Source organism: Actinopolymorpha cephalotaxi, from assembly GCF_013408535.1.
Lineage (GTDB): Bacteria > Actinomycetota > Actinomycetes > Propionibacteriales > Actinopolymorphaceae > Actinopolymorpha > Actinopolymorpha cephalotaxi.
The window spans coordinates 5487632-5513564 of record NZ_JACBZA010000001.1 but is presented as its reverse complement, the minus strand read 5'-3'; the positions used below and the strand labels follow the sequence as shown (position 1 = coordinate 5513564).

At 68.5% G+C, this 25933-nt stretch carries 23 protein-coding genes and 1 pseudogene; 11 read left to right on the top strand and 13 right to left on the bottom strand.

Annotated elements, in window-relative coordinates; all coding sequences use genetic code 11:
* Positions 1-9: 9 nt before the first annotated feature.
* Positions 10-888: a helix-turn-helix transcriptional regulator gene (locus FHR37_RS24480; RefSeq protein WP_092885563.1), complete on the bottom strand. Its 879-nt coding sequence runs from the start codon at positions 886-888 to the stop codon at positions 10-12.
* Between the two features lie 539 nt (positions 889-1427).
* Here FHR37_RS24480 and FHR37_RS24475 point away from each other — a divergent pair.
* Positions 1428-2444 (top strand): aldo/keto reductase, encoded by a 1017-nt coding sequence (locus FHR37_RS24475; protein ID WP_092885874.1) that lies wholly within the window; start codon positions 1428-1430, stop codon positions 2442-2444.
* Positions 2445-2488: 44 nt separating this feature from the next.
* Here the strand turns inward: FHR37_RS24475 and FHR37_RS24470 are convergent, their stop codons facing one another.
* The 4 genes from FHR37_RS24470 to FHR37_RS24455 form a co-directional block, all read right to left on the bottom strand.
* On the bottom strand, positions 2489-3076 hold the full coding sequence (locus tag FHR37_RS24470) for a dihydrofolate reductase family protein (protein WP_092885559.1): 588 nt from the start codon (positions 3074-3076) through the stop codon (positions 2489-2491).
* A gap of 4 nt (positions 3077-3080) precedes the next feature.
* Positions 3081-3677, bottom strand: a complete 597-nt coding sequence (locus tag FHR37_RS24465) for a dihydrofolate reductase family protein (protein WP_092885557.1) — start codon at positions 3675-3677, stop codon at positions 3081-3083.
* Between the two features lie 153 nt (positions 3678-3830).
* Positions 3831-4718 (bottom strand): phytanoyl-CoA dioxygenase family protein, encoded by an 888-nt coding sequence (locus tag FHR37_RS24460; protein ID WP_092885555.1) that lies wholly within the window; start codon positions 4716-4718, stop codon positions 3831-3833.
* A 132-nt stretch (positions 4719-4850) separates the two neighbouring features.
* Entirely contained in the window at positions 4851-5636 is a 786-nt protein-coding gene (locus FHR37_RS24455; RefSeq protein ID WP_092885553.1) for a hypothetical protein, read from the bottom strand.
* A 257-nt stretch (positions 5637-5893) separates the two neighbouring features.
* Here FHR37_RS24455 and FHR37_RS24450 point away from each other — a divergent pair, with 257 nt between their 5' ends.
* Positions 5894-6481: a GNAT family N-acetyltransferase gene (locus tag FHR37_RS24450; RefSeq protein ID WP_092885872.1), complete on the top strand. Its 588-nt coding sequence runs from the start codon at positions 5894-5896 to the stop codon at positions 6479-6481.
* Between the two features lie 93 nt (positions 6482-6574).
* On the opposite strand, the gene FHR37_RS24445 is transcribed toward FHR37_RS24450, so the two are convergent.
* From FHR37_RS24445 to FHR37_RS24435, 3 genes are all read right to left on the bottom strand, one after another.
* On the bottom strand, positions 6575-7093 hold the full coding sequence (locus tag FHR37_RS24445) for a hypothetical protein (protein ID WP_092885551.1): 519 nt from the start codon (positions 7091-7093) through the stop codon (positions 6575-6577).
* A 61-nt stretch (positions 7094-7154) separates the two neighbouring features.
* A complete protein-coding gene (locus FHR37_RS24440) occupies positions 7155-7592 on the bottom strand; it encodes a hypothetical protein (protein WP_092885549.1) in 438 nt (145 codons plus the stop codon).
* Between the two features lie 89 nt (positions 7593-7681).
* Positions 7682-8470 (bottom strand): class I SAM-dependent methyltransferase, encoded by a 789-nt coding sequence (locus FHR37_RS24435; RefSeq protein ID WP_202818219.1) that lies wholly within the window; start codon positions 8468-8470, stop codon positions 7682-7684.
* A 285-nt stretch (positions 8471-8755) separates the two neighbouring features.
* On the opposite strand from FHR37_RS24435, the gene FHR37_RS24430 reads away from it, so the two are divergent.
* On the top strand, positions 8756-10363 hold the full coding sequence (locus tag FHR37_RS24430) for a long-chain fatty acid--CoA ligase (protein ID WP_092885547.1): 1608 nt from the start codon (positions 8756-8758) through the stop codon (positions 10361-10363).
* A 597-nt stretch (positions 10364-10960) separates the two neighbouring features.
* Here FHR37_RS24430 and FHR37_RS24425 read toward each other — a convergent pair.
* The 4 genes from FHR37_RS24425 to FHR37_RS24410 all read right to left on the bottom strand — a co-directional run bounded on the left by FHR37_RS24425 (position 10961) and on the right by FHR37_RS24410 (position 16128).
* Positions 10961-12331, bottom strand: a complete 1371-nt coding sequence (locus FHR37_RS24425) for a DUF1254 domain-containing protein (RefSeq protein WP_175542642.1) — start codon at positions 12329-12331, stop codon at positions 10961-10963.
* Positions 12332-13281: 950 nt separating this feature from the next.
* Entirely contained in the window at positions 13282-14142 is an 861-nt protein-coding gene (locus FHR37_RS24420) for an NADP-dependent oxidoreductase (protein WP_175542641.1), read from the bottom strand.
* Positions 14143-14525: 383 nt separating this feature from the next.
* On the bottom strand, positions 14526-15119 hold the full coding sequence (locus FHR37_RS24415) for a hypothetical protein (RefSeq protein ID WP_139239072.1): 594 nt from the start codon (positions 15117-15119) through the stop codon (positions 14526-14528).
* A 454-nt stretch (positions 15120-15573) separates the two neighbouring features.
* Positions 15574-16128 (bottom strand): hypothetical protein, encoded by a 555-nt coding sequence (locus FHR37_RS24410; protein ID WP_092885539.1) that lies wholly within the window; start codon positions 16126-16128, stop codon positions 15574-15576.
* A gap of 961 nt (positions 16129-17089) precedes the next feature.
* Between FHR37_RS24410 and FHR37_RS24405 the strand changes: the two genes are divergently transcribed.
* On the top strand, positions 17090-17956 hold the full coding sequence (locus tag FHR37_RS24405; RefSeq protein ID WP_092885537.1) for an MEDS domain-containing protein: 867 nt from the start codon (positions 17090-17092) through the stop codon (positions 17954-17956).
* Positions 17953-18981 carry an anti-sigma factor RsbA family regulatory protein gene (locus tag FHR37_RS24400; RefSeq protein ID WP_092885535.1) on the top strand — a complete coding sequence of 343 codons (1029 nt, stop codon included), beginning with the start codon at positions 17953-17955 and terminating at the stop codon, positions 18979-18981. Before FHR37_RS24405 ends, FHR37_RS24400 begins: the two co-directional genes overlap by 4 nt.
* Before the next feature lie 553 nt (positions 18982-19534).
* On the opposite strand, the gene FHR37_RS24395 is transcribed toward FHR37_RS24400, so the two are convergent.
* Positions 19535-21886, bottom strand: a complete 2352-nt coding sequence (locus FHR37_RS24395; protein WP_175542640.1) for an ATP-binding protein — start codon at positions 21884-21886, stop codon at positions 19535-19537.
* 117 nt (positions 21887-22003) lie between these two features.
* Here FHR37_RS24395 and FHR37_RS24390 point away from each other — a divergent pair, with 117 nt between their 5' ends.
* From FHR37_RS24390 to FHR37_RS24375, 6 genes and pseudogenes are all read left to right on the top strand, one after another.
* Positions 22004-22486: a GNAT family N-acetyltransferase gene (locus tag FHR37_RS24390; RefSeq protein ID WP_092885868.1), complete on the top strand. Its 483-nt coding sequence runs from the start codon at positions 22004-22006 to the stop codon at positions 22484-22486.
* Positions 22483-23433: a hypothetical protein gene (locus tag FHR37_RS24385; RefSeq protein WP_139239070.1), complete on the top strand. Its 951-nt coding sequence runs from the start codon at positions 22483-22485 to the stop codon at positions 23431-23433. Before FHR37_RS24390 ends, FHR37_RS24385 begins: the two co-directional genes overlap by 4 nt.
* 443 nt (positions 23434-23876) lie before the next feature.
* A pseudogene (locus tag FHR37_RS33525) lies at positions 23877-24215 on the top strand (hypothetical protein); the annotation flags it as partial.
* 73 nt (positions 24216-24288) lie between these two features.
* On the top strand, positions 24289-24441 hold the full coding sequence (locus FHR37_RS32045) for a hypothetical protein (RefSeq protein WP_237768941.1): 153 nt from the start codon (positions 24289-24291) through the stop codon (positions 24439-24441).
* 27 nt (positions 24442-24468) lie between these two features.
* Entirely contained in the window at positions 24469-25059 is a 591-nt protein-coding gene (locus tag FHR37_RS31035) for a hypothetical protein (RefSeq protein ID WP_202818217.1), read from the top strand.
* Positions 25049-25933, top strand: a complete 885-nt coding sequence (locus tag FHR37_RS24375; RefSeq protein ID WP_092885527.1) for an aminoglycoside phosphotransferase family protein — start codon at positions 25049-25051, stop codon at positions 25931-25933. The genes FHR37_RS31035 and FHR37_RS24375 overlap by 11 nt, the downstream gene beginning before the upstream one ends.

Here is a 25933-nt window from a genome sequence, read left to right as displayed (position 1 = left end):
GCGGCACGGTCAGGGGGTTGTCGGCTGGGGCTGGTCGAGATCCTGGGTGGCGGCCCAGCTGGCGAGCATCTTCAGGCCGTCGGCGGTGGGGGTGCCCGGCGAGGCGGTGTAGACGTTGAGGGTCAGGCCGGGTTCGGACGGCAGCTCCATCGACTCGAAGTTCAGGTCCAGCTGCCCCACCACCGGGTGACGCAGCCGCTTCCGGCCGCTGCGGTGGTACTGCACGTCGTGGGAGGCCCACCGCCTGCGGAAGATCTCGCTCCGGGTGGACAGCTCGCCGACCAGTTCGATGAGTTTGCGGTCGTGCGGATTACGTCCTGCCTCCAGGCGCAGCATCGCGGCGGCGTCGTTGGCGACGCGGTCCCAGTCGACGAAGAAGTCCTGCGCCGCCGGGTCGAGATAGATGAACCTGGTCGTGTTGGCCGGACGGCGCGGGTCGGCGAGGACCGGAGCGTAGAGGGCGCGGCCGAGACGGTTCATCGCCACGATGTCGTGGCGTCCGTTGCGCACCCAGGCGGGAGCGTCACTGATCGCGTCCAGCACCAGCTGGACCGTCGGCCGTACCGTGGTCGGTGGTGTACGGCGGCGAGGGCCGGGCTCGGCGGTGCGGGCGAGGGCGTAGAGGTGCTGACGCTCGGCCTCGTCCAGGTGCAGTGCGCGGCTCAGGGCGTCCAGTACGCTCTCGGACGCTCCGGAGAGGTTGCCGCGTTCCATCCGAACGTAGTAGTCGACCGAGACGCCGGCGAGCATGGCGACCTCTTCGCGGCGTAGCCCCTTGACGCGGCGGTTCCCGCCGTAGGCGGGCAGCCCCGCCTGTTCGGGGGTGATGCGTGCCCGGCGCGTGCTGAGGAACTCGCGTACCTCGGCGCGGTTGTCGATCTCGCCCATCCCCCCAGGGTAGGCGGCCTTCTTGTGACCGCGGCGTGGACGGGGGCGTGGATGGGGGCCCTGTCAGTACCTGGATTGGCAGGATCTCCCTCATCGGGGACGTCTCCGGTTCACTGGGTGTCAGCCGGGTGGATGGACGTGATCGTTCGCGTCGACAAGCGTCCGCCCGCGGTTCGCATCAGACGACGCACGACGACGCACAAGGAATTCATGATCGACAACGACATTCTGGTCGCCCCCGTTTGCGGGCGTGGCGTGGATGTGACGGTGCCCGCGCCCGTTCGGGCCGGCACCAGGGCAGCTGTCCGAACCCTTCGGAGGCGGGGCCGATTGGGCCAGGTCCTGCGGAGGGCCGCCGACATCCGCTGCCCGGGAGCGGGTGGCCACGAACTCCAGCCGCTCCTGGGCCCGACCGGCTCGCAGGTGTGGGCGGCGACGCCCCTGGCGAGCGACCGCGGCGACTGCGGCGACCGTGGCACCCGAGGTCCCCGCCCGTACTGATGGTCACCGATCCCCGGACCGACCCGAAGGGAAATCCCATGGAACTACGAACGCTCGGCACCGGCCTTACCGTCTCCGAGATCGGACTGGGCTGTATGAGCCTCACCGGTGCCTACGGCACCGCGGGCGGCCCGTCACGGGAGGACTCGATCGCGTTGATCCGGCGCGCGGTGGACCTCGGCGTGACGTTCTTCGACACCGCCGAGGTGTACGGGCCGTTCGCGAACGAGGACATCGTCGGCGAGGCACTCGAACCGGTGCGCGACCGGGTGAAGATCGCCACCAAGTTCGGCTTCGCCTTCGCCGAGAACGGCGTCGAGCCGGGCGGTCTGTGCAGCCGGCCCGAAAGCATCCGGCGGGCCGTCGACAGTTCGCTGGCCCGGCTGCGTACCGACCGCATCGATCTCTACTACCAGCACCGGGTCGACCCCGAGGTGCCGATCGAGGAGGTCGCCGGCGCCGTGAAGGAGCTGGTCGACGCGGGCAAGGTGCTGCACTTCGGGCTGTCGGAGGCGGCGGCCGGCACGGTGCGCCGCGCCCACGCCGTGCATCCGGTCGCCGCGGTGCAGAGCGAGTACTCGATGTGGTGGCGCGAACGCGAGCACGACACGATTCCGGTGCTGGCCGAGCTCGGTATCGGGCTGGTGCCGTACAGCCCACTGGGCAAGGGATTCCTCACCGGCAGCATCGATGCCACGACGACCTTTGCCGACAGCGACTTCCGTGGCAGGACGCCGCGTTTCCAGGGCGACGCGCTCAGCGCCAACCTCGCGCTGGTCGACGTACTCAACAAGATCGCCGCGGAGACCGGCGCCACCCCGGCCCAGCTCGCGCTGGCCTGGCTGCTCGACCAGCAGCCGTGGATCGTCCCCATCCCGGGAACCAAGCGCGTGTCCCGACTGGAGGAGAACATGGGCGCGGCGGCAGTCGAGTTGAGTACGGCACAGCTCGCCGAGCTTCGTGCGGCGGCCGACCAGATCCAGATCGTCGGCGCCCGCTATCCCGAGGCTCAGGACGCGATGACCAACCGGGAAGCGCCCCTGCCGTCGGAGTAGGGTCACCCGCCCGGCAGCCGAGATCGGCTTCGGCTCGCGATGCGTCAGGGACGGTGGACGCGGTAGCGCAGGTGGGTGACGCGGCGGGCGAGGTCCTCCTCGTCGGGTGTGTTCAGTACGCGGTCCAGGGTGAGCTCGACGTGCTCTGCCGGAAGGTTGTCGAACAGCCGTCGTCGCTGTCCGAGCAGCACGGGCACGACGTGCAGCTCCAGTTCGTCGAGCTCCCCTGCGCGCAGCAGGGCCTGGGCCGCGCCGGCGCCGTGCACCATCACGTCACCGTCCCCGGCTGCCGTCCGGGCCTGCGTAGTGCACTCGCGTACGTCGGTGACGTAGCGGACGCTGCCCGGCGGCGGGTCGGACGGGACGTCGTGGGTCAGGACGAAGATGGGTACGCCGTCGTGGTGGTCGCCCTGCCAGCGGCGCGCGTGCTCGTACGTACGGCGTCCGGAGATCACGGCACGGGTGGCGTTTCCCTCGCTCGCCACCTGACCGCTCGGCCCGGGATCGTCGCGCCGGTCGAGCCAGTTGAAGAGCCGGAACCCGCCGATGCCCATCGGCGCGTCCATGCTGTCCTTCGGCCCGACGACGTAACCGTCCAACGACGTGGTCATGTACAGCCGGATGGTGCCCATCGCCTCAGGCCTCCGTCCGGACGCGGTAGTGCTGGTGCAGCACGCCGGGCCCTTGCAGGGAACGCGTCAGTTCCAGCTCGACGTGGTCGGGTGGCAGGTCCTCGAAAAGCCGGCGTCCCTGCCCGAGCAGTACGGGCACCAGTTGCAGCTCCAACTCGTCCAGCAGCCCGGCCCGCAGGCATGCCTGCGCGGTCGCGGCGCCGTGCAGCAGGACGTCGCGGCCACCGGCCGCGGCCTTGGCCTGCGCGACGCAGGACTCGATGCCGTCGGTGACGTAGCGCGCGTGTCCTGGTGCGGGCTCCTCGGGTGCGGCATGGGTCAGCACGAAGATCGGAACTCCGTCGTGGTGATCGCCGGCCCAGCCACCCGCGTGGTCGAAGGTACGCCGGCCGGTGATCACCGCTCCGGTGGCCATCGCCTCGTCGAACACGATGGCGTTGGTCTCGTCGACAGGTCGGTGCGAGCCGGGATCGACGCCACCCGCGCTCAGCCATTCGTGCAGCCGCTCACCGCCCACGCCGAGTCCGTGATCCGTTCCGTCGTCCGGGCCGGTGATGAACCCGTCCACCGACATCGCCATATGCAACACGATCTTGCTCATGGGGCAATAGTCCTTCTCCGGTCCGGTAGGTCGCTGCCCTCCGTCGGCGGTGCGGCGGAGCGGTTTCGGCATACAGACCTGGAAAGACCGCGAGACTCATCGCTGCCGCGTCGTTTTCGTCGGCACGCGGCGTGCCGGGCGGCTCGTCGACGCTCAGCCGCCCACCGCGTTGTGCGGGAAGGCTTCGGCGGCCAACGTCCGTCCGGGGCGCATCCGGGGTGCCGTCGGCATCACCATCGCGCGGCGGTCCGGAGTCAGGCGAGCTATCAGCTCCTCCGACGGCAGGTAGTTCATGCGGGGCGCCAGCAGGTGCGGTGCGTACCGGTAGATCAGCACCCGCCGCTCGCCCGGATTCGTACGCGGCATCGAACCGTGGCAGATCCCGTCGGTGAACATCAGTGCGTCACCGGCCTTCAGGTGTACCTCCTGCATGCCGATCGCCTGGTCCGCGCTGTGTCCGGCGTTCCAGTCGTTGTGCGGATGCACGCTGTGTGCCTTGTGGCTGCCTGGCACGATCGTCGTCGCGCCATCGCCGGCACCGATGTCGGTCAGCGCCATCAGGATGTTGATCTGGCCGACCGCCCAGTTGCCGTTGTGCCAGCGGAACAGCCCGCTGAACCGTACGTTGTCGCCGCCGGAATGGATCGGGATGTAGCCGCCGCTGCGCCGGATGTTCAGGAAGCACTCGTCGATCCGCATCTGCCGGTGCGCGCCGGAGATGATGTAGCGCCGCACCTCCTCGATCCACGACGGGTGGTCGATCAGCTCCTCGAAGGCCGGGCCTCCTTCGACGATGTTCTGGAAGTTGATGCCGTCCTCGGCGCCGTAGGTGTGCACCTCGACGTCGCCGATCCATTCCCCTGGACGCAGGGCGGCGAGGTCCTGCGCGTCGACCCAGGCGTTGATCTCCCGCAGTTGTTCTCCGCTGAGCGCACCACGGAGGACGCGGAAACCGTTGACGTCGAAGAGGTAGTCGCGTTCCTGTTGGGTGAGGTCTTCGCCGCTGGGCGACACGACATCGGCGTTGGCCACTGTGGTCATCTGATGATCAATCCCTCAAAGGACGGAGCCGTCTTGCCTTCGGCCACAGGGTGACACGCGCCGGAGCGTCTCCGCACCGCTCGGCTCGATGTTGGTTGCATCTGGTCAGGTACGTCTTGCAGGCGGACGGGGTCAGTCCAGGCGGCAGGGCTTGACTTGCCGGAGGTCCTGGTCGGCCCGCTTGTAGGCGCTGATCCGGAACGGCGCTTTCTCGTACGCCGACATCCATTTGTGCATCGCGACTCCGGAGTCGAGTCGCCCGGCCCGCCGGTCGGCCATGGCCCGGAGGTGCGCCTTCCACTCGGCGACGCTGGCGCGGGCGGCGCCGACTGCCTTGTCGGCCTCGTCGGTGTAGGTACGGCAGACCTCGACGCTCGCCTTCTGCCGCGCGGTGAGGGGTGCGGTGTCGACCTTCGTGCATGCCTCGCGGGCCGGCCGGAACGCCTGGTCGGCCGCTGTGAAGGCGGAGACATGACCTGGCCCGGCCAGGCGGGTCCTGGTCCAGATCGCCTTGGTCTGCGCCTCGGTGTTCTTCCCGCTCTGCTCGTCCTTCATGGCCTGGATGTGGGCGGCCCAGTCACCGACAGCCACTCGCGCACCCCTGGCCGCTGCGGTGGCGTTGTCGGCCGCTGCCTTGCACGCGCGCAGATCCTCGGTCACCTGCTTGGGTATCCGGGAACCGGCGCCGCCGGGCTGGTCGGCCCTCGCGGGGGCGTTCTTGTTCTTCTTCGTCGTTGCGGGCGTGGACGCCGGCTTCTTGCTCGGGGACCCCTGGACGGCGTGCCGGCTCGTGCCGTCTCGAGACGGGAGGACGGCCCACGCGATCCCCGCGACAGCGAGGGCAGCGACGACGACGGCGGCGATCAGGACGGAACGGTGCGACCGGGAACGGTGCGCTCCTCTGTGTCCACTTGTCATCGGGGTTCCCCCTGTCGCCACCAGCCTGTGCGCGCGAGAGTAGGCCCTGGACCGAGTCAGAGGAAGCCGGACAATCTCTGTATTTGTTGACGAAACAGCCCATCTCGGCCGAGCGGATTCGACCGCTCGTCCTCTGGTCGCGGCCACCCTCGGACGGCCGGCGTCGTGAGTTGGCGCACCCAGCGCAGGGTTGCCGCCCGCCTGGCGGCGTGAGCTACAGGACGCCGAACGTCCGCAATCGGGTGTACGTTGCCGCCGTGTCCGACTTCACGATCAAGGCGCTCACGCCGGAGACATTCGACGACTTCGCTGGTCTCGTCGAGCGGAACAAGGGCATGTTCGCCAGCTGCTGGTGCACGCACTTCCACCCTGACTGCGCGGAGAAGGGGCAGAGCGCCGAGGGGAACCGGGCGCTCAAGCAACGACTGGTGGCCGAGGGGATCGCGCACGCGGCTCTGGTCTACGACGGCGACCGCGCCGTGGCCTGGGCGGAGTACGGATCACCCGAGGAGCTGCCCGGCATCCAGCACCGCAAGGAGTACCTCGCCACCGCCGAGCGACTGCCCGACTACCGGGTCACCTGCATCCTGGTCGAGCGCGGCTACCGCGGCCAGGGCCTGGCGGCGGTAGCCCTGCGCGGAGCCGTCGAGCTGATCGCGCAGGCCGGCGGCGGCATGGTCGAGGGCTACCCGCACGACACCGGCGGGGTCCGGAAGAAGAACTCGTCGTTCCTCTACAACGGCACCCGCACGATGTACGAGCGCGAGGGCTTCACCTACAACCGGCCCAAGGGCCTGGGCAACTGCGTGATGGTGCGCGAGGTCGCCCCGAGCACTCACGACTGAACCGGTCCAGCGCTCCACGCGGGGACGCCGCCTTCCCAGCACGCCACCATCGCTACGCTTCGGCTCTCCCGAGTTCGGTCTGGCGCGGCGCGTTCAGTGGAGCCAGGACACCATGTCGAAGTCGGTGGTGAGCGGCACGTTCTGCCAGGCAAGTCTGTTGGTCTCGTTGTGGTCTCGCAGGGTGATGTGCACCCGTACCCCGTCGACGGTCCGCACGATCGTCGTTCCGCCAATGTCGGTAGGGCAGCCGCCGCTGGTGTTGGCCGCGTGCTCAGCGCACAGCTCGACGTCTCGGAGGTGGTCCTTGGCCTTTGCCCTGTCGGTGGGAGGGAAGCTGACCGAGGTGCTGTCAGGTGGCCCATCCGCAGGGCCGCCGCTCCCGTAGCCGTCGGGCACCTGGTAGCCCGGGGGCAGGTCCACGGGAAGCGCCACCGGCATACCGTCCTCGACCATCAGGTTGTCACGGAACGACTCGCGGTCCTCGCGGAAGTCGCCACCGCGCAATGTCCACTTGCCGATGAGGGCGAAGACGACGACCCAGCCGATCACTGCCACAACAACGGCCCGGATGATCCAGGTCGCCTCGGATGCGCCACTGCGCGGTGCCTGCATCGCGTGATCATCCCACCTCGCGAGACGGGACGGGAGCGCTTTGGCCCTCCCCGCTCGGGGTTCAGGGGTGCGCTGCTGTGACGACGATGGTCAGCGCCACGATGCCGATGCCGATGCCTGTGGCGGTGAGCACCAGTCGGCGGGCACGTCTGCCCGATCGGGTAAGGAGCGAGAGTCCGGCGATGAAGACCAGGCCGGCGCCGGTCATCGATGTGGTGGCGACGGTCATCGACGGGAGGGCTGCTCGCAGGCAGGCCTTCTTGTCTGCCTTGATCTGTGCGTCGGAACGCGGTTCGCCTTGGTGGTAGGCGCCTTCGTTCAGGTTGAACATCTCGTCCAGGACGGTACGTGGGCAGCCTTGGTTGCCGTCGAAGGTGACGTACCTGTCCGCATGGTTCAGGAACAGGGCTGCCAGCGGGATAGCAAGCGCGAGCAGCAGCGCGGCCGCGGTGAGGGTCCGCACCCGAGCGCCGACCGATGTGTCCTCGATCGTCGTCACGGTGGGAGCATGGCAGGTCGACAGGACGTCGTACGGCCGAATCGGAACCTCAGAGGGCGACGGCTTCAGCCTCAGTCAGGTCTGGAGTGTCAGGCCGGCTTGCGGCCCCATGCGGTGATCATCGGTGCGAGCATGAGGTCCAGGTCCCCGTGTGCGAGGTTCGCAAGATGCGTCTCGATCTCCCCGGGCGTCGCCAGCTCCGCGGCCAGGAGCTGGTCGCGGACGTGCCGGACCGTGGCCGCCTCCAAGACCGCGCAGGCGCGTGACGCGATGGGGAAGTACGCCTCGGCGCCAACGTCCGTCAGGTCCGACTCACGCAGCAGCCGGGGCAGCGTGCGACCGTACGCGAGATCCGCTCCGCGCTCGGCCATCAGCGTTCGGATCCGGGTGCGCAGCCGGTTCGCCAGTGCTTCGTCGGGGCCGCGTTCGTCCGGGCAGGCCAGTGGCTGCAGGGCTGGGTCCCCGTCCTCGATCACCAGCCATCCGCCCGGCCGGAGCGCATCGATCATGACTCCCATCGCGGCCGCGCGATTCTCCAGGTGAACCAGGACCAGCCGGGCGTGGACCAGGTCGAACGTCTCCGCCGGCGGTGGGTCGCGGACCACGTCGTGCCGGCGTACCTCGAGCGCGCCACCGGCGGCGGGCTCGGCCCACGACACGTCGATGTCCGTGGCCAGCACCCGGCCGCTCGTCCCCACGCGCTCCGCCAGGCCACGCGGCACCGAGACGCCGCCGGCGCCGACCTCCCAGCACCGCCATCCTTCACCGAGCCCCAGGTCGTCGAGGTGACGGAAGGTCCACGGGTCGAACATCTCGGCGAGCGCTGCGAACCGTTCGCCGGCCTCCGGGCGACCGTTGTCGAGCAGATAGCGGTTCACCGCCTCAGTATGGCCCGGTCGACGTCGCGCCCGGACGCACTCGCCTCGTCCGGCGGACCCGGACTTCGATCATGAGCAATGCCTCAGCCGGCGCTCCGGACCACTGCTCCGGCGCACACAGTGCTGGTGAGGGGATGTTCCTACGTACTGTCGCGGTCCCGTGACGCCACGGTGAGGGTCCGCCCCGCCCCCACGTCCGCGACTGCGCCGCCGCTCCGCTCCGGACGGATCGTGTCTACGCTTCGCCCAAGCACCTCGCCGCGGTCGATCGAGGAGAGTGACCAGATGCTGGGGCAGATGTCGGACCACCCGCTGACGCTCGTCCACGCGTTCAACCGCGCTGAGCGGCTGTTCGCCGAGAAGACGATCACGACGCTGACGGCGACCGGACGGGAGCGGCAGACCTACGGCGAGTGGGCGCGGCGGACGCGCCGGCTCGGCGGGGCGCTCGACGCGCTCGGCGTCGCGCCCGACGCTCGCGTCGGCACGTTCGCGTGGAACAGCGCGCGCCACCTGGAGCTGTACTTCGCGGTCCCGTGCAGCGGGCGCGTGCTGCATACGCTGAACATCCGCCTGTTCCCCGAGCAGGTGACCTACGTCGTCAACCACGCCGAGGACGAGGTCGTGTTCGTCGACCGCTCGCTGGCCGCGACGCTGCTGCCGCTGATCGCGGACGCGCCGTCGGTGCGCCACGTGGTCGTGATGGACGACGGCGCCGGCGAGGTGCCGGCCGACGATCGCATCGTCGATTACGAGGCGCTGATCGGCGCGTCCTCGGCCGTCGACTTCCACGTCGACGACGAGAACCAGGCCGCGGCCATGTGCTACACGAGCGGGACGACCGGCCACCCCAAGGGGGTCGTCTACTCCCATCGCTCGACGGTGCTGCACTCGCTCGGGGTGATGCTGGCCGACACGCTCGGCGTCAGTGAGCGGGACACGATCCTGCCGATCGTCCCGATGTTCCACGCCAACGCCTGGGGCCTGCCGTACGCGGCCGTGATGGCCGGCAGCGCGCTCGCGTTCCCCGGGCCGCGGATGACCCCGGTGGCGATCGCCGAGCTGATCGAGAGCGAGCGCGTCACCGTGGCCGCCGGCGTGCCGACGATCTGGGCGGCCGCGCTGGACGAGTTGGACGGCCGCGACCTGTCCGCGCTGCGGGCGGTCGTCTGCGGTGGGTCGGCCGTACCCCAGGCGCTGTCGGAGGCCTACGAGCGGCGGATCGGTCAGCCGATCCTGCAGGCGTGGGGCATGACCGAGACCAGCCCGGTCGGCTCCGTGTGCACGATCAAGAGCACGCTTGCCGACCTGCCCGCGGACGAGCTGGCGCGCCTGCGGGCGAGCCAGGGCATTCCTATGCCGCTGGTGGAGGTACGGATCGTCGAGCCGGGGACGACGCACGAGGTGGCGTGGAACGGCAGTGACCACGGCGAGCTGGAGGTCGTCGGGCCGTGGATCGCGGCCTCCTACTACGGCGCCGAGGGCGACCGTGGATCGTCGTTCGCCGAGGACGGCTGGCTGCGGACCGGCGACGTCGCCACGATCTCGCCCGACGGATACATCCGGCTCGTCGACCGCACCAAGGACCTCGTGAAGTCCGGCGGTGAGTGGATCTCATCCGTCGAGCTGGAGAACGCGATCATGGCCCACCCCGCGGTGCTGGAGGCGGCGGTGATCGCGGTGCCCGACGAGCGGTGGGGCGAGCGCCCACTGGCCTGCGTGGTCCTCGCGGACGACCACGCGCTGACCGCGGACGACCTCCGCGCGTTCCTGTCGACGCGCGTCGCACGCTGGTGGATCCCCGAGCGGATCGAGTTCATCGACCAGGTCCCCAGGACCTCGGTCGGGAAGTTCTCCAAGAAGACGCTGCGGGAGCGATTCGGGGCGGGCTAAAGCCCGCGATGCTCGCCGTCGGCGGCAGCAGACCCATTTTCAGACTAGATCTACTGCAGGAGTGGGCTGGTGCGATGTCTTTCGCTGCACCTCCACGCGTGCTCCATTGGTTTTGACTCGGGTCAGGTCGACGAGCTCGGACCAGTCTCGCGCCCGCAGTAGGTGCCGGACGATCTGCGCCCGCGTAGCTGGCCACGCGGCGGGATCTCCGGCGCGTGGCTGAACGCGACAGCAAACATTGGGATCGGCGCCGGTGCTGCCTTCGGTGGCCTCGTACTCGTCACCTACGACATCCGCACATTGGCCCGGCCCAGCTCGATCCCAATCCGTCTGGCGTAGCGACGGTCCTTGTTGGGCGCAGAGGCTTTCCAACAGGTGCGGCTCCCTATGGATGGCGGCCTGAGCGGAGCAGGGTGCCATGCCCACTGCCCTTCCCGCGGTCGATGCGTCGCACCGGCGGGAGCGCGGCAGTGCTGACTGGCGAGGTATAGCCGACACGACCCGAGCGTCGGCCAAACGTTGAGGCGGTGCGGATCTGTGATCGGCTGAGAGCGCCACCGTGGGACGCGCGATCGCAGATCGGTTCGCGGGCGACGCTCAGCCGACTCTGGTGATCCCCGGACAGTGCCACACCGCGTCGACGACCTCAGGATGTGGTCGGTACATCCGCAGGACCACGAACCACTCGCCCTCCTTCGTGCACGGCAGCCAGTTCGCCTCCTTGTCCGGCCCCGGTGACTTCGCCTGCATGTACAGCGTCAGGCCACCATCGCTGTCGTATACCAAACCCGTGGTCCGATCGCCGATCGCGTAACGGTCGACCGGGTTGGGGATTAGATTCAGGTCGGTGTCGTACGCCGTGAGTGACCAGAACGCGTCGACGGGTGGCAGACAGCCGGGGGCGAAGCGCAACTGGTAGCGGTGAGCACCGGACAGCCTGACCCCGTCGGCGTCGTCGAAGTTCACCAGATACACGGCTTCTTCGGGATCGTTGCACGTCATGCCGACCAGGGACTGTTCCGCTGCCCGCTTGAGGAAGTCGTCACCGAAACGTCCTACCTGCGGCGGCGGGTAGCGCCACCCGTGGACCAGGGTCGCCCAGTCCCCACTGAGGATCTGCTGCTGCAACAAGGGTGTGCCGATGGCGGCCACGCGGGCCAGGCTCTGTTTCACGGCGACCGGTTGGTCCTCCACGTCGAGGCCGGGCCCGACGCCGATCTCGGCGAACTGCCTGAGCAGCACCTCGTGGTGTTCGGGTGGCGGGTTCTCCGCGAGCATCGCGTTGAGTGTCTTCCACGGACCCAGCGGATCCTCGGTCATGCTGACCGGCTTCAGCACGTTGCGGCGTTGCGGGACCCTGGCGTGTGGCACGCCCCACTGGCTGAGCGGAGTGAGCCTGTACTGCCGTTGCAGGGCGCGTACGTTCGCCACATCCGCCGCGTCCGCCACGAGGGTGCGGCCGACCACGACGATCCAGGGGCTGGGCGCCGGCTCGATCCGCGCGACATCCGGTGGCAGGTCTCCTGACCATCCGGGGCCGACGAGAGCGAATTGGCCCGCCTTCGACCCCGTTGTGCGTTGGCCGACGTACCCGAAGTTGTCCGAAGTGATCCCAACCAGCTCGAAGGTGAAGTACCTGTCGCCCATGTCGGGATGGGACAGGATGATCGGCTCGTTGCTGAGGTTCACCCATGCGAACGAGTACAACGTGTCGATGTTGGGACACGAGACGTCCCGGAAGGTCGCGTCCAGGAGACTCGACGCGTGCCAGAAGTGGTTGACCGCCGCGTAGGGAATATGCGTCCGGTCCCGTGGCTGAGTCACCCAGTTGTATCGGATCTGGGCGTTGTATACATAAGGGAAGCCGTAGATGAACGCCTGCTCGCCCAGGGTGTAGGCGTATTCACTGCGCCAGTCGTCGATGCGCCCGGTCAGGACCTGGCTTCCTGCCCGACGAGCTGCCGGCATTCGCCGTACGGTGTCAATCACAGCTTGCGGCTTGAGTACCACGTCGACCGCAGCTCTTCCTGTCGCGGTCACCACGCGGGCGGCGTTTGTCAGGGCGGCGCCGAACCCGTCCGGTCCGGTCCCTGCTGGTTGGTCGCGTCTTTCCTTGGACATTTCCCATCCGTTTCCGGTAGCGGCGAACCAGAGGCTCGGAACGGGCCGTCCCGAGGATCCAGGAGTTTCCGGACATTCACCACTACCCGCGTAGGTAAGCTCTCGATCTCGATCCCATCACTCCCGGTTGGTGAACGGCCCCACCACTTGGTCCCCCACAGAGATGAACTTCGCCTCCGGCACCGGCGGCTTCCTCTCACACCACCGGCGAGTCAGCGGAGACGTTGAACGAATGGGCGCGAGCTTCCGGGCCTTTGCCCGGGTACTGGCGGGTGCCCGAGGTCCAGGGAAGGTGCTTGGCCCCTAGACGTGGAGGACCCGCCTCGCCCGCGTTGATGCGCCATCTACGACCACGCGCATCCGGCGTAGACAGAGAGTGTTGAAGATTCGGATGAGCTCGGAGACGTCATCGACGTGGACGGCGACCGCCTCAGCGCTGGGGCATGACGTCATTGAACGACGCCTCCGGTCTTCATGGCCGACCACCGGTAGCGCAGCGAATGAGACCACATCCGAGACCACGCGAGCGAACTGGCCGCCCCAATCAGCACCTCGCCTGCGTGGCGTTCCCAAAGCGTTGCAGTGTCTGCATCGGTCTCCCCAAAGCCGAGAACCTTGAGGTATCCGCTCCGCCGATCGTCCGCTTCCGAAGCGGAGCCTCACAGGCGGCTGACCAGGCATGATGCCGCAGGTGGTCTCAGTTTCAAGGACCGCTGGTCTCAGTTACAACGGCTCCCGGCAGGCATCTGCCGGGAGCCTCTGGCGTTGGTCGACCCTGGAAGGTAGCGCAAGCCTGCTCAGGGGATGAGCACGATCTTTCTCCCCCCGGTCCGTCCGGCGGCTACGCGGGTGAATGCGGTCGGCCCCTCGCGCAGCGGGAGTGGTTCTGGCGTCAGGTGCAATGTGCCGTCGCTGAGTCGCTTCGCCAGCTGGGCGAGCTGCGTGGCATCGGGTTGGACGGTCAGGTCCGTGGTGGTGATGGCGCGTTCGGGTGCGGGTGCATCGAAGGTCAGGGAGCACAGCCGCCCGCCGTCGCGCACCAGGGGCATGGCGGCCGCCGCTGTGCCGGTCGCGGCGGTCAGCGCACCGTCGAACTGTCCATGTACCTGGTCCGGCCAGTCCTGGTCGTGGTAGTCGACGACCTGTGCCGCTCCGAGGCCGCGCAGCCGTCCGGTGGCAGAAGCGGATGCGGTCGCGGCCACCTCGATACCCAGACTTACGGCGAGCTGAATGGCCAGCGAGCCGGTGTTGCCGGCTCCGTTGGTGATGAAGAGTCGCTGTCCTCGGCTGAGGTCCAGCGTTGCCAGGGCCTGCCATGCGGTGAGGCCGTTGATCGGCAGTGCTGCCGCTTCCGCAGGTGACAGCCCGGATGGGCACGGCGCTGTATCAGCCGCGGTGAGCAGGACGCGTTCGGCCCAGAAGCCGCTTCCTCCGGGCAGCGGGGCCTCATGCGCGAGCACCTGGTCGCCGACGGCGAAGTCATCGACATCGGTGCCGACTGCTACCACTCGGCCCGCGCCTTCTACTCCCAACGCCGCCGGCGGGCGCAATCCCACGTCCCAGCCATCGCCGTTGAGCAGACCATCCCATGGTCCGACTCCGGCTGCTTCGACCGCCACGAGGATTTGACCGGGACCGGGAGGCGGTGGGTCGGGCAAGTCCAGCAGGCTGATGTCCCCGCCCGGCCCGGACACTCCGCACGCTCTCATCGGCATCCCTTTCGCCCAGCGAGATACCTCGCATATCCCGTCCACGCTATGACCCGCATTCCCGATCGCACGACATTCCATGTCAGTCGGTTCCGAGGTGCGCCTGCGCCGGAAGGGGCCGAGGGTTGAGTACGTCTGTGCAGGTCAGCACGATCCGCGGTCCCCGCCGACCAGTCGCGAATGTAGGCGAATGAGACCAAGTCTGAGACCACACTCAGGCTGTGACGCGGACCATTCGAACGTCGATCGCGTCGCTTCGTGATCTTCGGGCCTTGACCGTTCCGCTTCGGCTTTCAATCTGGCTGGTTACGAGGCGGATGCGGGGGGAGCGGTCACTGTGACCCGTCGATGATGTGGTGGACCTCTTCGATCGCAGGTTCCGTTCGTGCAATCTCGGTCATCTCGAGATCGACAGCGGTACGGGCAAGTTGATCGAAAAAGGCCCGGAGAGCTTCTTCGCTTTCCCAGACGGAGATCATGCGGAGTTCGTCGCCATCGCGGTAGCAGACGTGGTAGAGCCGCTCGGCCGGTGCGCCGAGCCCAGCTTTATCGAGGGACTTGGCGATCTCGTTCGACTGTCCGACGTTCATCCCGGGCGGATCGAACTTGACCAAGAGACGCCTGGCCACCCCAGTGGCCGTCCGTTGAGGCTTGATGATGCTGTGTACTCGGTAGACATCGGGTTCCTGCAGGACGACGCCGAGTTCCTTGAGAGTAGGAACGAGCGTTTCGGCGAATTCCTGGAACTGCCCCGGGCCCAGGTCGGGCGGCGATTCCCAGACGTCGACAACCTTCAGCCGGTCCTTAGGCCCGTACGTGACATGGTAAAGGCGGCCCGGGGGAGAGCCGGCGCCGGTTTCCTCCAGCATTACGACGAGGCGGTCGTACGTCTCGGCGGTCATGACGGCCAGTTCGAACTTGAACAAGAGCGCCATCCTGACCACTGCCTTCCCTGCGGTCCCGCCACCGAACTGGTCGCTTTGTGAGGTCCCGCCGACGGGCGGTACGCGAGGGCGAGGCGTGCACGGGCAAGCCTCGCTTCATCCATACTCGCACCGTGATGCCGTCGAGGGACAACGAGCCGGCCGGCAGACACTCCGTCCCATTCGTCGGTGTTCGCGCCGCCGTTCACGCAGGAACGACCGGCCTCAGCCCGCGCCCGCGGAAGTCTGGGGGAACAGCCGTGTGAACGGCCAGCGACTAACTCAGAACTCCACTAGCTTCGTCGATGATCGCCCCGGTTGGTCCTCGTGTGGCTCCGGCAAGGGGAGGGTTAGGGCCCGTGTCGATGACCATGAGGGGGGCCGGGGCGGTCACCAGGTTGGCACAGCACTGGCCGGTGGCCTGTCCCGGATTGATCGGCCAGGTCGCAGGCTGGTGCTAACCGCCCACCGTTGGTTCGACGGCGTGGTCGTGCTGGTCGGGCTTCTGCTCGTGTTGGTGCAGCCGCTGTTCGCACTGGTCCAGCAGGCGTTCACGGTGGTCTAGAAGGCGCTCGCGTTCTGCGAAGAGGCGCTGGCGGTCTTGGGCCTGGCGCTCGCGTTCGTCGACGATCCGATCACGTTCGTCGGCTATCTGGTCGCGTCGGTCGGCGTCGGCTTCGCGTTGGTCGGCGATCCAGTCTCGGTAGTCGGCGGCCGTGTCTCGTTCCGCGGCGGCCCGGTCATGCTCGTCCGGGCCGAGGGTGCCTGCCTGGTCGATGAGTCCGCGGCGGGTGTCGGCGGCCAGCTGGCGGAGGAGGGCTGCGAAGGTTCGATCGGCGACTGCCCGGATGCGTTCGGCCGCGGCGAGGTGGCGGCAGTGGTACGCCTCGTCGGCTTCGCTGGCCTGGTCGGTGCCGTCATGAGCCGCGCGGTGCCGCAGCTGCGCGGCGAAGCTCCGCTTGTTCGCGGCCTGCTCGTGCAGCTCCTCGGTGGAGTACAGCCTGGGGTCCACTTCGGGTCATCTGTCGCTTTGCTGTGCGCTGGGCTAGCCCCAAGGGTAAGTCTGTGCAACTCAGGGCGTCGAGACTGCAGGAGTGTCGAGCCGGCCACCGACGGTGGGAGGGGTTGGCCGCGGCGCCGGCATCGTTCCGGTGACGTCTGCTGCTCGAGAGCGTGGTCAGCCGCGGGGGGTGCCACATCCGGAAGCACCTGCAGGTCGGCGAAGCCTGGTCAGACCGCATGCAGCTAGCGTCAGGGCACCCGGCTCGTTGGTTCATTGCCGTGCTTCTGGCAAACCTCCGTCGTCAGTGGTCAGCGTCCTCCATCTTTGGGCCAACGGGCCGGGCTCCACGCCCTCTCTCGCGCCGGCCGCTCCCATGGCGCCGCCTTCTTTGGCCCGGCGCGCGGCAGGCAGGGCCGAACTCGTTCCCATCGCTCAGCAGCAAGTTGCGCCGGACTGCTGTAGCTTCGCCGGACGATCGTCCCGGCGGCCTTCGCCAGGTCTCAAGCCCAGCTGAGCGTCTTTCGGAGGTCAGCGCAGGTGGCCGGGGCGATCACCGCGCCGGGTAGCGGTGGCCCGTCACCAGCAATGCACGATCTCCCGCGGAGCGGCGGTCGCGTTCGTCGGCTTCGTGGTTGCGTTGGTCGCAGAGATGATCGCGTTCGTCGGCGCTGCGCGTACATTCTCGGCCTCGACGAATAGGAGTTCATCGAGCCGGCGGCGGGCCGGTGGGTAGCCTGTCCCGGCGCAGGGGACAGGGTGTTGGCCGCCGGTTAGCGGTGGCCGCAGCTCTTGGGGCCCCTCGCGAAGCGAGGTGGCTAAAGCCTCCGTCCCGGCACCAGCCACTCACGGTCTCCTGCGGAGCTGGAGGCACCTGACGTTGACGGGTTTTGCGCAGAACTTGGTCGTGGCCCCGGGGAAGGTTGACCTGCCGGTCACACGGCGTAGTGTCGCTGTGAGAGGAAAACCCGCCGTGACGTTCCCGCAGCCGGTCGCCCAGATGCAGGCCGGTGACCATGGTTGTTTCAGTTTCGGTACCGAGGCTGAGCAGCACGAGGTGCTGACTTCTTATATCTACACCGGCCTGCGGCAGCATGAGCAGGTCATGTACTTCGCTGCCGGTGATCCGGCGTCGGTGTTGGACTTCCTCCGCGACAGCGCACTCGAGCCGGACAGGTTCGTGGCAAGCGGCCAACTCCGGGTGATAGCCCCACAACAGGGATTCCTCGCCTACACGCCGTTCGATCCCGACATCATGGTCGGGCAACTGAGGCGGGCAGCTGCAAGGGCGTTCGATGCGGGTTACGAGGGTTTGCGGCTCACCGGAGAAGGCAGCGTCCTGCGCGGCCAGCCGGGCTCAGACAGATGGCCCGAGTACGAACAGAAGGCCGCCGAGGTCTTCGCCGTAGATCCCGTTGTGGGTTTGTGTCAGTACGACCGCCGCGTCTTCTCCCCGGCCGAGGTTGCCGAGGCCGAGTCCTGGCACGCACGCACAGTGGGCCCAAACCCGATCTACCAGGACGCACGGTTGTCCATCACCCGTATGTTCGAGCCGCCGGGCTTCCGCATGGTCGGGGAGTTGGACATCGCGCAGGTGGTCGACTGGCTCAACTGGATCAGCCGGGCGGCAGACATCGAGACCGACCTGCATCTGAACCTGGAGGAGTTGCGCTTCATCGACCTCGCGGGGGCGCGCATGCTGGCCCTTCTGTCGGACCGCCTCGCCCTCCATGGGAGACGTCTGGTCCTGCATGAGCTGGAACCCGCCCAGTGCCTCGTGTTCCACCTGGCGGGCTGGGACCGACTGCCGAACCTCGTTCTGTCGGAGGTGCAGACATGAGAGTCGGCGTGCCGGCTGGTTTCGTGGGGCACTTCCACGAAGCTGGGTTCTACGCGTCCGACACAGAGTTCCGCGCACTGATCCTGCCGTTCGTCAAGGAAGGCATCACCGCAAGCGAGCCGGTCGTCATCGGCTACGACGAGCGCAAGTCCGACCTGCTGCGGTCGTGGGTGGACGAACCATCGGCAGTCACCTTCGTCGCCGACAACAGCCTGTACGCCACGCCCGCGCGGGCGATCGCGAACTATCGGGAACTGTTCGAACGCTACGTCGTGGCCGGCGCACCGCAGGTCCGGATCGCCGGCGACGTCCCGCATCCGGGCAACGGCAGCACCTTCGAAGGTTGGGACCGCTACGAGTTCGCCGTCAACACCGTGTGGGACCAGTTCCCCGTACGCAGCCTCTGCCTGTACGACGCCACCACCGTCCCCGCGCCGGTAAAGGATGTCGTCGAGCGGACACATCCAAGCATCCTCACCGCGGACGGCGAGCACCGCGACAACACCCGCTTCGAGGGCGGTCTCGTCACGAGCGCATGCCTTCCCGCTGTCGCCGACCCACTGCAGGCCACGATCCCTGCCGTCGAACTCAGCAACCCCACCGCCGCCGACGCCCGGCACGCTCTGGACCAGATTGGTCGCGGCCGGGTCGACGACCACACGCTCCATCACCTGATACTTGCTATTTCCGAGGCCGTCACCAACGCGCGTCTGCACGGCGTGCCGCCCGCAACCGTCCGCATCTGGGCCACCCGCGATCGCTTGGTGGCCACGGTGCACGACAGCGGCGACGGACCACTCGACCCGCTCACCGGTCTCGTCCCCATGTCACGAACCACGTTCGGCACAGGACTAGGCCTGTGGATCACCCACCTGCTCGACATCGACGCGGCCTTCATCTCCACCGCAGACGGCTTCACGCTACGACTACGCGCCAGCCGTGACCCCCGCTCGTGTAGCCGAGAGGGCGACGAAAGTCTGTGCGTGCGGGGTGAGTCGCCGACCTCGGCGAACGCAGGCGAATGAGACCAGGTCTGAGACCACGTGGAACGGAATGGCCGAGCCAGGATCGCCTCAAGCATCCGCACGCACGGCGTTTGCCGACGAATGGCGGATCGGTGCAGTCACTGCGGAGAGCCGCGGGTGGCTCGCCGATCCCTCCGCTTCCCAAGCGGATCCCTACAGGCTGCTGACCAGGCACGACGCCGTCGGTGGTCTCACTTCCGGGGCCTGCTGGTCTCAGTTGTTCCGGCCGCGAAGTGCACCAGCTGGAGACCTTGCAGGCCGCTGACCTGGGGGAATGTGGTGGGCAGGGGCGGGGTCGAACCGCCGGCCTTCCGCTTTCGGGGCCACGGATCCACGTCCACCGCGATCCTCCCGGGTACGTCTGCGCAGGTCAGCGCAAACCGCGGACGCCGCCGGAAGACGGCGAACGTAGGTGAATGAGACCACGTCTGAGACCAGGCTCACCGTTGTGATGTCGTCCATAGGAATCGCTGGGATGCCGGCGCCTAGCCCGCAAGAAAGAAGTAGGTGGGCGGAGCCCCGTGCGTGGGGACCGTAGCACTGTGATCCAGCCCTACAGGGTGGGCTGCCGAGAGTTTTGGGGGCACGCGCGGGTTGACGATGGACGGCGGCCGGCATCGCGTATGGCGAGCTCCGCGACTGCGGCTGCGTCGAGTGTCCGGCCGGCGTCGAGGGCTTGGTCGTGGGCGTGATCGCCCATGACGGCTCGTGCCGCTTTCTCTGCGGAGGCTCGCAGGCTCTGGTCCGGATGGTAGTAGGCATAGACGTCTGCGCCGACCGTCTCCCGGAGTCCGGCCGCGGCCCCGAGAAGGGTCGCGACGCGCAGGTGGCTGCCCTCCTTCGACTCGACGACCGCGAGCGTTTCGATGAAGTACGCGAGGTTGGCCAGGTCGCGGGTCTCCTGGGAGAGGGCGATGCCCTCCACGACGTGCGTGCGGGCGAGGTCGTAGTTTCCGAGGGCGAGGGCGGCCTGGGAGAGGTTGTAGAGGGCAACGTACGTCGACAGCCGGTCGCCTCGGGCTCGGGCGAGGTGGAGGCCACGTTCGATCTCGGATACGGCGGCTGCGGGTGTGCCGCGGAGCAGGTGCACCGTGCCGAGCCAGACATGGGAGAGGGAGGCCGTCCAGGGCGAGCTGTGGTCCTGGAGGGCATAGTGGAGCCCGGCGCGGAAGCGGTCCTCGGCAGCGTCGAGGTCGCCGGCGGCAAGGGCGGCGAGACCGGTACCTGCGCGTGCCTTGCTGCGGACCTCGAGGTCGTCCTGGCCGGAGGCGATGTGGTCGGCCTCGGCCCAGCACGACGCGGCCGTGGCGTGGTCGCCGTCGGCGTACGACATGGTGGCCCCGGCCAGGTAGACACGGCTGCGCTCCCAGGGCGGGAGGTCGGTGGCGAGGCACCGGTCGGCGAGGCGGCGACCGACGCTGAGCTGGCCGCGCAGCCACCAGTAGAGCCACATGAACCAGGTGATCCGGGCGGCCGTGCGCGGGTCGTCTGCGTCGAGGGAACGGTCGACGGCGACGAGGATGTTCGCTTCCTCCTCCTCGATCCGTGCAAGCCAGTCCACTTGGTCCGCGCGTTCGTACCCGGCGGCCGCCTGCTCGCTGAGGTCGAGGTAGACGCGGGCGTGAGCGCGTCCGATGCGGGCGGCGCGGTCGCCGACGAGGCGGCTGCGGGCGTACTGGGCGATGGGTTCGAGCATGTCGAAACGGTCGCTGCGGACCCGCACGAGTGAGTGCCCGGCGAGCTCGTGGAGGATTCCGAGCACGTCGTGGGCGGCGATCTCGTCGCCGGCTTCCGCCACGGCCTCGATCGCCTCGAGAGTGGCGCCACCGCGGAAGGCCCCGAGCAGCGTGAAGAGGCGTTGCTGGCCGTGATCGAGCAGGCTGTAGCTCCAGTCGAGGGTGGCCCGCATGGTCCGCTGCCGCTCGGGCAGGTCGCGGGCTCCCGACGCCGTGCTGGTGGCCTCGAGTCGGCCGAGGAGTGCACTCGGAGACAGCAGCCGTAGCTGTGCGGTGGCGAGTTCGATGGCAAGGGGCAGGCCGGCGAGGCGGTAGCAGAGTTCGGCGGTTGCTGGTACGTCGTTCACCGCTAGTCGTGCTCCGACCGAACGTGCCCGGTCCAACAGCAGAGCCCCGGCGGGGTGGGCGCGAAGCTCCTCGACGGTCGTGGCGTCGCGGGCGGGCAGGCCGAGCGGCTCGACAACGTACTCGTGCTCGGCCCTCACCCGCAGCGGCGAGCGGCTCGAGACCAGCACGGTGAGCCCGGGGCACTCCGCGGCGAGCTGTCCGACCTGGACCGCCGCGCTGAGCAGGTGCTCGAAGTTGTCGAGGAGCAGCAGAAGGCGGGATGTCCGCAGTTGCGCGGCCACGAGGTCGTAGGCGTCAGGGGCGTCGATGCCGACAAGGCCCAGGGCGCGCCCGATCGTGGCCATGAGCGCGGAGGCGTCGGCGAGGGGCGCGAGGGAGAACTGCAGGACGCCGTCCGGAAACAACCCGGCGAGGACGTCCGACGCCGCGGCGGCCAGGCGGGTCTTCCCGACACCGCCGGGTCCGGTGAGCGTGACCAGGCGGGCTCCCGAACGTAAGAGATCGGCGACCGCTGCGATGTCGTCGTCGCGGCCGAACAAGGGGGTTGGCGGAATCACCAGGGTCGACGGCCTGGCCAAGGGTTCGGCGGCGGGCTTGCGGCGTGGAACCGCGGCGATGAGCGCGACGCGGTCGCTCTCAGTGGCGCCGAGCGCGTCGGCAAGGGAGCGGACGGTGTGTGGGTACGGCCGCGTCCGTGTGCCGCGCTCCAGCGAGCTGACGGCGTGCGGGGTCAGACCGGCCCGCTCGGCAAGCTCCTGCTGGGTGAGTCCGGCCCGTTCGCGGAGGGTGCGCAGGAGGCCGCCGAATGTCTGCACAGGCACGCTCCTCCTCCCCCGGGCATGCGCTGGAGCACCAGTGTCGTGCACCGCCCCGACTGTACGAGCAGTGTGTGAGTTCTGCTCGTGGTCTGTAACGCGCGCGGCAATGAGGCTGGTTCCATGACAGCAACCGCCTGGCTCCCGGAGGAGTGGGGCCACCCGCTCCGGGTGCCTCTGACCACGGGGCACCACCTGCGCCCGATCCGGGCCACTGACGTCGATCTGGACATGCAGGCGGTGATGGGCTCGCAGGAGCGGCTCTGGTCGCTGTACGGCGAGGCCTGGGGGTGGCCCCCAGCGACGATGACCGCCGAGCAGGACCGCGAGGACCTGGCCCGGCACGAGGCCGAGACGGAGCGGCACGAGTCGTTCAACTACGCGCTCTTCGACAGGGGCGAGACCGAGCTGCTCGGCTGCGTCTACATCGACCCGCCGATCCACGACGGTACGGACGCCGAGATCTCGTGGTGGGTGGTCGACTGGCTCGTGGGCGGGCCGATCGAAACCGCCCTCGACGAGCTCGTACCGCGCTGGATCGCAACGGACTGGCCCCTCACCAACCCGCACTACAAGCACCGTCCGACCCAAGGAGATCCAGCATGACCAGAACGTTCGCCACGGCATGCGGTGCCGCAGTGGCGCTCGCGCTACTTGCGGTCACCGCGCCATCGGCAAGCGCGGACCCTCGCGAAGTGGTGGTGGAGAGTTCCGAGCCGACTGTGTCGTGCGAGGGGCGCACCACGGACGACTCCGTGATCGACTTCACGCTCAGGACGAACGCCGAGGGGGAGGTGCTCGAGAGCTACCTCCAGCTCTTCGAGTCCGGCTCGGGCGACCACCTGGCCGAGGGCGTCCCGCTCGAAGCCACCTTCGCCGACGGCAAGGTCGACGCCGGCTTCGAGCTCATCGACCCCGCTGGTGACTCGGTGGGGAACGCTCGCCTGGTCGGTACCTACACCGTCGGGGAAACGGTGACGTCGAAGGACCACATTCGCCGGAACAACAGTCAGTGGCACTCCGAGCGCTCCTACACCCCCTACTCCCTCACCTGGTCCGGCGTCGCGCTCGGACCCTGGCAGGTCGGGAGCATGGACTGCACCGCATGGGCGAGCGAGGGCACCAACTCCTTCACCGTTCCGCATCGCGGCGTGGCCTTCGGTACCTACTGGACCCCCTCGCCGGAATGCTCCACCGAGGAGATCAGGTTGCTCGACGTGTCGACGTACGAGGACGAGACGCTCATCCTGGTCGACACCGCCGACGCGTGGGGGTGGGCAGCGGTGTCGGGCGACGGCGTACAGACCGGCGCGATCGACTGGTACGACTCCGAAGGGGAGCCGCTGGGCACGGGGTCGGCCTCGGCAACGTGGCAACAACTGAGCCCGGCCAAGGTCACCACGGCGTCGCCGACCCCATCGAGCAACCTCGTCACGCACACCACGGCGCACCAGCTCGGCTTCGACCTGGAGCGCGTGGGTGGCAGGCACCTCGGCACCACGTGCGGCGTCGGCTTCGTCGAGTGGCGCCAGATCGGCGGCCTCGGGGAGTAGACGGCATCACGACGAAGCCCGCCCCTGCTGAAGGGGCGGGCTTCCGTCGTCAACACCTCGGCACGCCTAATCGCCGTTCGAACGAGGCCCGCTCAGGTTGAACGGCTTGCTTTGACCGCGGACGCAATGGACGCAATGGCTAGAACCCTGCGCCGACCTTCCGCTTCCGAAGCGGAGCCTCACAGGCCGCTGACCAGGCATGATGCCGCAGGTGGTCTCAGTTTCCGGGCCTGGTGGTCTCAATTACAACGGCTCCCGGCAGGCGTCTGTCGGGAGCCGCTGAGTCGCTGACCTTGGGGAATGTGGTGGGCAGGGGCGGGGTCGAACCGCCGACCTTCCGCTTTTCAGGGCCAGGGATCCACGTTCTCCTCCCTCCGCCTGGGTACGTCTGCGCAGGTCGGCGCCTTCGACGGCCGCCGACGACCTGGCGCGCACGTAGGCGAATGAGACCACGTCTGAGACCAGCACCCGCGAGCGGTAGCGCGCCCAAGCGGCTCATCCACTCGTCCGGCTCGAACATCGGCACCGGGAGAGTGGGCGGCGTGAGCCCTTGCTGGAAGACCTTGTTCATGACCGGAGTGCTCAGCGAGGCCATGTCCATGCCCGGCCCGAACGTGGAGGTCAACACGTCCCGTACGGTGATCGGCCGAGCGCGCCGGTCCCGTCCGCCGGCTCGAGTCTCCAGTAGCAGGAGACCCCATGATGGTCCCATGGACGGATCCATGCTTCTCTCGATCGGCGAGCTCGCGCGGCGAACGGGCCTCACGGTCGGAACCGTTCGGTTCTACTCCGACCACGGCTTGTCATTCCGGCCGAGCGTGCCCGGCCGGCTACCGCCGTTACTCCGCCGACGCCTTGGCGCGTCTCACCCTGGTGCGCACGCTGTGCGACCTCGGGATCGACCTGGTGAGGCTCCGCGAGGTCGCCGAAGCGCACGCCGACGCAGTGGCCGTCCAGATCCGGATCCTGCGACTGCGGCACGCAGTGCTGACCGCCCTTGCCCGCTAGGGCGACGATCCTGAGGAGAGAGAACTCGTGAACCACGTCACCACCCACTCCGAGAGCGAGCACCGTCGCCTCGTCGACGAGTTCCTGGCGACGGTCTTCGACGACCTCGCCGCGACTCACGCCGGCGTACGACGTTCCATGACCCCCGACCTCCCAGACGATCCCAGTCCCGAGCAGGTCCGGGCATGGACGGAACTGGCCGAGCTGGCCTTGGACCCCGACTTCCGGGCCACCATGCGGCAGATGGCCCAGTGCCATGCGACTGAGACAGAGCAGGCCGGCCTCGTGCCCCCACGGCGCGACATCGCCGCCTTCGTCCGTGACCTGGCCGACGAAGCGGTGGCCGCCCCCATCGATCCGGCCTCGACCGACGCCGATCCGACCGTGGCCGCGATCGCCGCCCATTACGCGGCCCGGCTCGACACCCCCGACGGTCCCGGTGTCCGCGGCAGGTTGCTCGCCCGGCTGGCGACCATCAGCGATCCGCGCAGAGATCGCTACGCCGAACTGCTCGCGATGGTCAACGGCTGGCCGGCGCCGCAGCAGTTGAAGCCAGCGCTGGATTGGGCAATCCAGGCCCTTCAGGCTCGACCGCAAGGGAGGGACCATGAGCGGTGAGCTGCGCTTCGAGCAGGACTTGGTGCGGGCGTTGCTGCGCGATCAGCATCCGGATCTCGCGGACCTGGAACTGCGTGATGTCAACGGAGGTTGGGATAATCAGCAGTGGCGCCTGGGCGAGGGACTGGCCGTGCGACTGCCCCGTACCGAGAGAGCGCCCGGTCTGCTGCTGACCGAGCAGACGTGGCTGCCGAGCCTGACCGAGCGCTTGCCGTTGCCCACACCCGCGCCGGTGCGCATCGGGAAGGCTTCGAGCCTGTTCGAGCACACCTGGACGATCGCGCGCTGGGTCGAGGGCGAGCCGGCAGATCATTCGCCGGTTACGCGCAGCGAGGCGGCCGAGGTCCTTGCCGGTTTCCTGAGGGCGCTGCATCACCGGGCGCCGGCCGATGCCCCGACCAACGATTCGCGCGGCATTTCTCTGGCAGGGATGCAGGTGGATGTCGACGGCTGGGAAGAGCTCGTCGGCGACTACGCGGACGCTGCGCGGGAGGTGTGGAAGAGGGCCGTGGCAGCGCCCGCCTCGGTGGGTGCGCGGCTGTGGCTGCATGGGGACCTGCACCCGGCAAACGTGATCGTTCGAGACGGGATGCTCGCCGGCGTGATCGACTTCGGCGACATGTGCGCAGGCGATCCAGCAACCGATCTTTCAGCTGCGTGGATCCTTTTGCCAGCCGGCACAGAGAGTCGCTTCTTCGACGCCTACGAACAGGCCGACGAGGCCACCATCGCCCGGGCTCGCGGCTGGGCTGTACTGCGTGCCCTTGGCTTGATCCGGATCGGACGCGACGGGAGGCTCGGTCTGCCCGGGGGTAAGCCGACCTGGGAGCCGGCCGGCTACGCCACCCTTGAACGGGTCCTGGCGGAGAAGTGA

Coding starts and splice junctions, on each gene's coding strand:
- FHR37_RS24475 (WP_092885874.1), top strand. CDS start 1,428: ATGGAACTACGAACGCTCGGCACCGGCCTTACCGTCTCCGAGATCGGA.
- FHR37_RS24470 (WP_092885559.1), bottom strand. CDS start 3,076: ATGGGCACCATCCGGCTGTACATGACCACGTCGTTGGACGGTTACGTC.
- FHR37_RS24400 (WP_092885535.1), top strand. CDS start 17,953: ATGAGAGTCGGCGTGCCGGCTGGTTTCGTGGGGCACTTCCACGAAGCT.
- FHR37_RS24455 (WP_092885553.1), bottom strand. CDS start 5,636: ATGACAAGTGGACACAGAGGAGCGCACCGTTCCCGGTCGCACCGTTCC.
- FHR37_RS24375 (WP_092885527.1), top strand. CDS start 25,049: ATGAGCGGTGAGCTGCGCTTCGAGCAGGACTTGGTGCGGGCGTTGCTG.
- FHR37_RS24425 (WP_175542642.1), bottom strand. CDS start 12,331: ATGCCGGCAGCTCGTCGGGCAGGAAGCCAGGTCCTGACCGGGCGCATC.
- FHR37_RS24480 (WP_092885563.1), bottom strand. CDS start 888: ATGGGCGAGATCGACAACCGCGCCGAGGTACGCGAGTTCCTCAGCACG.
- FHR37_RS24385 (WP_139239070.1), top strand. CDS start 22,483: ATGACCAGAACGTTCGCCACGGCATGCGGTGCCGCAGTGGCGCTCGCG.
- FHR37_RS24465 (WP_092885557.1), bottom strand. CDS start 3,677: ATGAGCAAGATCGTGTTGCATATGGCGATGTCGGTGGACGGGTTCATC.
- FHR37_RS24430 (WP_092885547.1), top strand. CDS start 8,756: ATGCTGGGGCAGATGTCGGACCACCCGCTGACGCTCGTCCACGCGTTC.
- FHR37_RS24460 (WP_092885555.1), bottom strand. CDS start 4,718: ATGACCACAGTGGCCAACGCCGATGTCGTGTCGCCCAGCGGCGAAGAC.
- FHR37_RS24445 (WP_092885551.1), bottom strand. CDS start 7,093: ATGCAGGCACCGCGCAGTGGCGCATCCGAGGCGACCTGGATCATCCGG.
- FHR37_RS24390 (WP_092885868.1), top strand. CDS start 22,004: ATGACAGCAACCGCCTGGCTCCCGGAGGAGTGGGGCCACCCGCTCCGG.